Genomic DNA, 5,920 nt, shown 5'->3' with positions numbered 1-5,920 from the left:
GGCCTTAAGGCCCGTTTTTATTGTTCGTTATTCAGACTGAAGAATCAGCCAGGCTCCCGCAAACATTGCAGCCAAAAGAAGAAAAATACGATATTCTCGGCACCCATATATTTACAGGAGTTTACTATGCAAAGGATTCTGCTTCTTCTGCTCGCCGCCGGTGCTGCTTACTACGTGTTCAACCCTTCATCTTCCGCAACAACGCCATCAGCGGCGTCCGGCAGGGTGTATATCGAGCCCGGTGCCTACCGTAATGTTCAGGTTGAGCTGTATGCCACCGACTGGTGCCCTTACTGCAAGCAAGCGCGGGCCTTTATGGATAAAGAAGGCATCTCGTATATTGAGTACAACGTCGAGCAGGATGCGGCAGCACTGCAACGGCAAAAGGCTTTACTGGGTGAAAAATACAACCCGAGCAAAGCCAATGTTCCCTTTTTTGTTGCCAACGGCCATACCAAAAAAGGTTACAGCGAAGCACGTTTTATTAAATTTCTGCAAATCGCTGCCGCTGCGCCAAAATAAGCGCGCGGCAAGCTATGGCAGAAAAGGCAAATATTAAACGCTAAAACTCTCTCGATTTAATCATCCAGGCTGGTTCAGTTGTCTGACTCTCATGGTTCGAAGCCAAGCGACGCAGCCGTTTGACTCATTTACAGGATCACTGAGGTGGCAATGAGGTGGCACTGAGGTGGATGTCCTATTAGAGCCCCCGGAACAGGGCCAGCCCTGTTCCGGGAGTCCATCAGAACACATCAGCGGCGCGTACTACCGGAAAATCGATATCGGTTCTGGCTACCTCATTCAGATAATTGGTAAAAGTATTTTCGGCAACCAGCGCCACGATTTCGATGATCTGTGCATCGCTGAAACCAGCCGCCCGGACAGCCTCCAGATGAGACGGATTCACGTGCCCGCGCTCCCCGGCCACCAGTGCCGCAAAAGACACAGCAGCCGCGGCCTTGCTGTCATCTGACGTGCCCAGACGATTACGGGATATCTCTTCCTGACTCAGCTTCGCCAGATTCAGCCCCAGATAAGCGTGCGCCGACAGGCAGTAATCACAGCGGTTAACCTGAGCAACCGCCAGGGCAATACGTTCACGGGTTTTCACGTCCAGAGTGCCGGACAGTGCCGCGTTAAAACCGCTGTAAGCCTGCAGTGCTGCGGGGCTGACACCGATCAGACGGAACAGGTTAGGCACCGAACCCAGTTGCCGGTTAACAGCCTCCAGCACAGGGCGGGAATCGGCAGCGGAATTTTCCAGAGTGGGAATATCAATAAGGGACATAGCATTTTCCTCAGTTAAGTTCATCGGGCCCGTTGGGATACGGACCAGAACCAGTCTAAGGTCTTCCAATACCGACAATAACCAGACAATATTGACTAACACCCTCTCAGAAACTGGAAGAGTATATGGATCGCCTGGAAGCCATGGCCCTGTTTATCAAAGTGGCCGAATGCGGCAGCTTTTCGGCTGCCAGCCGTGCACTTAAGGTACCGCTGGCCACAGTCAGCCGTAAGGTATCCGATCTTGAGAATCACCTGGGTACACGTCTGCTGGTACGTACCACCCGTAAGCTGACGCTGACCGACAGCGGGCAGACGTATCTGGATTCCGCCTGTCGGATTCTGGAACAGGTCGACAGTGCCGAGCGCCTGGCAGCCGGTGAAAATGCTGAACCACGTGGTGAACTGGTGATTGCTGCACCGGTGATGTTTGGCAGCCGCCATATCACCCCGCTGGTGTCTGCATTTCTGCAGCAACATCCGGCCATCACCGTCCGCCTGCTGCTGTCTGACCGCAACATTGATCTGGTGGATGAACATGCCGATCTCGCTATCCGCATCGGCAAACTGCCGGACAGCTCCATGATTGCTACTCAGGTCGGGGTTATGCGCACGGTCATCTGCGCCAGTCCGGCATTACTGCAACAGACCGGTATTCCGCAGACAGCAGAAGCACTGGAAAAGCTGCCGGCAATACTGGTCGAATCCCCGTTTCAGTCCCCTTCCTGGCCGGTATTTATCGCTGGCGATGGCAGTTACCGCGAAATCCAACCATCCCCGAGACTCAGGGTCAGCACAACCGAGGCGGCACTGGCGGCGGCCTGTCTGGGAACCGGTGTCGTACGTCTGCTGCATTATCAGGTGGCCGATGCCGTCGCCGCCGGCCAGCTGAACATCCTGCTGGCCGGCGCTGAACCTGAACCTGTGCCGGTCAGTATCCTTTACACCTCGCGCCGCCACTTACCGGTTAAAGTCCGCTATTTTCTAGATTATGCCGTCCCCCAGCTACGCCAGTTACTGCAGTTTAAGCGCCGCTGAATGCGCAGCACTTCCCGTCGGCGCTAAGCAGAACAGGCATGCTGTAACAGAATTATTCCAAAGGTAAACGCAGCAGCGGCAGCGATGCAGAACATCACAAAATGTTAAGCCGCTGATCAGGCAGGAACATTATCAGAGACTCCGGGAGTGGGTGTTCTATTAGTCCTTTTAGACTGGGAATCCTGTGTATCTCTTTATAAAAATCAATTAATCACAATGATTCTGGATATTTAAAATTTCCGACTTTCTATTTCATAAAAAATAATGGCTGAAGGAATTACAAAAACCAGAAAATTACCAACATTTATCTTCCAGTTACGTTTACACCTGAGAAAACCAGTAGCAACCAGAAATGTCTCACGATAAGTAAGATCATTTACTATCCGTATATACAGAGAAAGAGCAATAACTTCTACAAAAAACACCACAACTGCAAGATCCATCATACAACACCTCCTGCACAAGAATTTCCAACCTATTCAATATTGAACAAGCCACATTCTATCAGTCAGAATCATCTATTAATCATAGTATGAACACATGAGAAATTTTCGCGGGTCCAGCACTGGTCTGAGAACTCCCAGGATTAAGCACCATCACCCCTTACCCTTCCGACTACCAACAATATCGCCATACAATCGTTTAGTGATTAAAAAGTTCCCTTTCACTACGCTTTCAGCATCCTTACCACAACTCCTGTACTTTTCCATTTTTGAGACCTGCTCACCATTTCTTTGCATGGTATAGAGGTGTGCGAGAGGAGCAATTTGTTCTTTTTGTGCAACCTTATTCAGCTCTCCCACATAGAACTCATATTCTCTTGTTTCTTCGTAAGACAAGATGAAACACTGACTATTTATAAACCAGGCAACTGTCATTGATTGGTAGTGATGGAGAAGAATCTTAAGCAGCTGCTTCCTGTCGAAATCAGGATTTTCAACAGGTTTTTCTCCATCAGATACTGCTGAGAATGAAATCAGCGCTGTAGATAACAGGATAAGATTTATTAATTTTTTCATGACATTCCATTGCAATCATATATCTGTTTTTTAAAACCTAATGAGCGACCGCGTTTAAATTTCAACCACAGAGTAGTCATATTGTAACCAGCCTCTACAATACTCATCTTTATACACTGAAAACCGTCAATATTGCTGACAATCATCCTTAAACGAGATATGCACAAAAACCGTATACTTCTCAGCCCGGTCGGCTTCTGCACCGATATACTTCACATTCATCCCCTTGACCAGGGTAAGCAAAAGCTGATCTGTATTGTCATCACCAATCGATTTATAAGTCACCGGATTCGTTACTTGCCCATCTGCTGTCAATGTGAATTCAACAGCCCCTTCACCTTCTTTATCTAACGTGACATAGCGCCCCCCCTGAAAATCAGGTGGCACGGACAGCGTAATATCCGGACTGGAGAAACCAAGGCCCAAAGACAGCGTACGCTGACAGACCTCGACTTTAGACTCAATGGTAACTCCCCCAGCTCCGGTAGTCCCACTCAGGCTGTCATCGGCGATCGGCTCAAGGGCATGCAGTGAACCGCTGATAAGACAGAACACCGACAAGATTAATCTGGCAAGCATCAAAACGTTCCTTGTGGCTTATATGTTATTTTTTAATGGCGAACGAAGTACCAATTCTAACATATTGAGCAGATCTGGCGCTCACCATAAACAGCAGATTGAGCAATGCTTCAGCACCTTTGCTGGTAAAGAAGATAAGTCTCGGTCGGCATACAAGAATAGATTGCCAAAGATCATCCGGTTTTGGGTCGATGTAAAGCAGCCTCTGGCCAGAACCGCGTCCTTATTTCAACAGCTGATCAGGCAAACCTGAGAAATAGATATATCTGAAATCCAGCCTTCAAATCAGAGAATCTAAGGGTAGGCGTCCTACTTATTGGACATATAAACGCCCGGAATCAAGGCATAGCTAGCCTATGACACCGGCGGGGTCTCTATACATGTCATATTATGCCCGTAAATTTAACAGCGAAAAGTCGATATTAATTCGGGTCGAGCTACTCCAGCCTGGGTTAGCTGACTTCATCAGGTAAGTATTCTCCACCTTCCCGCCAAGAGCCTTGTATACAATTAAATCTCCACTGGGGTGCATTGCTACAGGAATTGCGTTTGAGCAATACTCTCGAAATTTATGTGCGTGATACATATCCAAGGCCATCTCTGCACTGAATAACATTATGATATCAGAGCTATTGATATTAGGTGCTGCAATCCCATTCTCCTGAAGCAGAATGTCTTTCAGCTCTTCTGGCATTGCAACACTAAAGAAAGACTCCCATTCAGTTATTTCTAATTGAGTTGCTGGCTTTTTCCTTTCTTCAAGTTTTTTCCAGGCATTCTTTCTTTCCTCTTCCTTCTTATACATTTTCTTAGCCAGACATGAGAAAAGATATGACATGCCGCAATGACGGCAATAAATTGTAAACTGCCCTATCTGAACCGAATCGCTACCGCACGCACTGCATATAAAAGGATTGGCAATTTTGTAGTTTACATACACAGCAATACAGAGTGATAGCGGCGGGATAGCAACCCAAATAATGTGATTATAGTGATCGCTCAGTATTTGACCAATAAACAAACCTGCCAAAAAGAGAGAAACAAGTATAGCGATGGCTGCAATATGCTTAACCCACCATTTAAAGTAAGCCTTTCTCCGAAAGCCTTTGTCAGTTTTATAAAGGGACTGTGCTTCGTCAGCTGTCAACGTCTTATGAATTTCCATCTTCTGATTCGCGATCCAGACTCTAAAAACTGCTGTCATCTTATTGCCACAGACAAACAGCATCTATTCGGAAATCCACCTTATCACAGCCACCGCCGATGGCAAATGTGCCACTGCCATAGAAGTGCTGTCAGGCAATAAAACAGTCGAAGGCCTGATTATCAGTCAGCCGTCACGGTCGCTGAAAAGCAGCAGGATGAGAGAAGAAAGCAGAGAAAATCAGAGGGGAAATGCTGCCAGTAAAAACCAGACACCCATTGCGATACTAAATTCTTATCATGGATTCCTGTTAGTGAACGCTTGCCACGAAGGCTGACATTCAGCCTTCAAGTCAGAGAGTCTTGGGGGGTGTCTTATTAGTCCGGGACTTAGAGTGGGTGTCTTATTAGTCCCTTTCGCACCGGGAACTTCAGCCTTTGAATCAAAGGCTCTTAGAGTGCGTGTCCTATTAGTCCTCGAATCAGAGAGCTCCAAGGCGAGGATTGATTAGCACATTGTTATTTCTGATAATACTCCCACCTCAACATATTCATTACAATAGCATAAATATTGAATATGAATGATTTCAAAAGCAGCAATAAATAAACAAAACTCCCCCCAACAAAAATATAAGAAACCCTAATAGCAACATTCCTAACACATTGAGAATCAGGCAACAACGATATCAAATTAGAAACAAAACCATTAGATTGACCCAACACCATTACCAACAAGTAAACTAACGAGAAAAATATATAAGCAATAAAAACCTTCATGAAGGTAAAAAAGTTGTACTTCAATGTAGGAAGCCCGGTCTCCTTATTCTGATGATCCATCATTGCAAGCATCATAT

7 protein-coding genes are annotated in these 5,920 nt (G+C 46.7%); 2 read left to right on the top strand and 5 right to left on the bottom strand.

Going from position 1 to position 5,920, the window contains the following annotated elements:
* Positions 1 to 126 precede the first annotated feature (126 nt).
* Positions 127 to 522 (top strand): glutaredoxin family protein, encoded by a 396-nt coding sequence (locus B3P58_RS17200; protein ID WP_286719299.1) that lies wholly within the window; start codon positions 127 to 129, stop codon positions 520 to 522.
* A 220-nt stretch (positions 523 to 742) separates the two neighbouring features.
* Here the strand turns inward: B3P58_RS17200 and B3P58_RS17195 are convergent, their stop codons facing one another.
* On the bottom strand, positions 743 to 1,288 hold the full coding sequence (locus tag B3P58_RS17195) for a carboxymuconolactone decarboxylase family protein (protein WP_286719298.1): 546 nt from the start codon (positions 1,286 to 1,288) through the stop codon (positions 743 to 745).
* Positions 1,289 to 1,413: 125 nt separating this feature from the next.
* On the opposite strand from B3P58_RS17195, the gene B3P58_RS17190 reads away from it, so the two are divergent.
* Positions 1,414 to 2,325: a LysR family transcriptional regulator gene (locus tag B3P58_RS17190; protein WP_225693404.1), complete on the top strand. Its 912-nt coding sequence runs from the start codon at positions 1,414 to 1,416 to the stop codon at positions 2,323 to 2,325.
* 230 nt (positions 2,326 to 2,555) lie between these two features.
* On the opposite strand, the gene B3P58_RS17185 is transcribed toward B3P58_RS17190, so the two are convergent.
* The 4 genes from B3P58_RS17185 to B3P58_RS17170 form a co-directional block, all read right to left on the bottom strand.
* Entirely contained in the window at positions 2,556 to 2,771 is a 216-nt protein-coding gene (locus B3P58_RS17185; RefSeq protein WP_230330487.1) for a hypothetical protein, read from the bottom strand.
* A gap of 150 nt (positions 2,772 to 2,921) precedes the next feature.
* On the bottom strand, positions 2,922 to 3,344 hold the full coding sequence (locus B3P58_RS17180; protein ID WP_286719295.1) for a hypothetical protein: 423 nt from the start codon (positions 3,342 to 3,344) through the stop codon (positions 2,922 to 2,924).
* Between the two features lie 126 nt (positions 3,345 to 3,470).
* On the bottom strand, positions 3,471 to 3,923 hold the full coding sequence (locus B3P58_RS17175) for a hypothetical protein (RefSeq protein ID WP_145465939.1): 453 nt from the start codon (positions 3,921 to 3,923) through the stop codon (positions 3,471 to 3,473).
* Positions 3,924 to 4,311: 388 nt separating this feature from the next.
* Positions 4,312 to 5,088, bottom strand: coding sequence for an SMI1/KNR4 family protein (locus B3P58_RS17170; protein ID WP_286719292.1), 777 nt, complete (start codon positions 5,086 to 5,088; stop codon positions 4,312 to 4,314).
* Positions 5,089 to 5,920: the final 832 nt, after the last annotated feature.

The organism is Thalassolituus sp. UBA2009, assembly GCF_002335285.1.
Classification (GTDB): Bacteria; Pseudomonadota; Gammaproteobacteria; order Pseudomonadales; family Oceanobacteraceae; genus Venatoribacter; species Venatoribacter alkanivorans.
Note: the sequence above shows the minus strand (reverse complement) of the source record. Positions and strands in the feature narration are given on the sequence as shown.

What these genes read in the sequence shown, in the direction of transcription:
- B3P58_RS17200 (WP_286719299.1), top strand. Translation starts at nt 127, where the DNA reads ATGCAAAGGATTCTGCTTCTTCTGCTCGCCGCCGGTGCTGCTTACTAC.
- B3P58_RS17195 (WP_286719298.1), bottom strand. Translation starts at nt 1,288, where the DNA reads ATGTCCCTTATTGATATTCCCACTCTGGAAAATTCCGCTGCCGATTCC.
- B3P58_RS17190 (WP_225693404.1), top strand. Translation starts at nt 1,414, where the DNA reads ATGGATCGCCTGGAAGCCATGGCCCTGTTTATCAAAGTGGCCGAATGC.
- B3P58_RS17185 (WP_230330487.1), bottom strand. Translation starts at nt 2,771, where the DNA reads ATGATGGATCTTGCAGTTGTGGTGTTTTTTGTAGAAGTTATTGCTCTT.
- B3P58_RS17180 (WP_286719295.1), bottom strand. Translation starts at nt 3,344, where the DNA reads ATGAAAAAATTAATAAATCTTATCCTGTTATCTACAGCGCTGATTTCA.
- B3P58_RS17175 (WP_145465939.1), bottom strand. Translation starts at nt 3,923, where the DNA reads ATGCTTGCCAGATTAATCTTGTCGGTGTTCTGTCTTATCAGCGGTTCA.
- B3P58_RS17170 (WP_286719292.1), bottom strand. Translation starts at nt 5,088, where the DNA reads ATGGAAATTCATAAGACGTTGACAGCTGACGAAGCACAGTCCCTTTAT.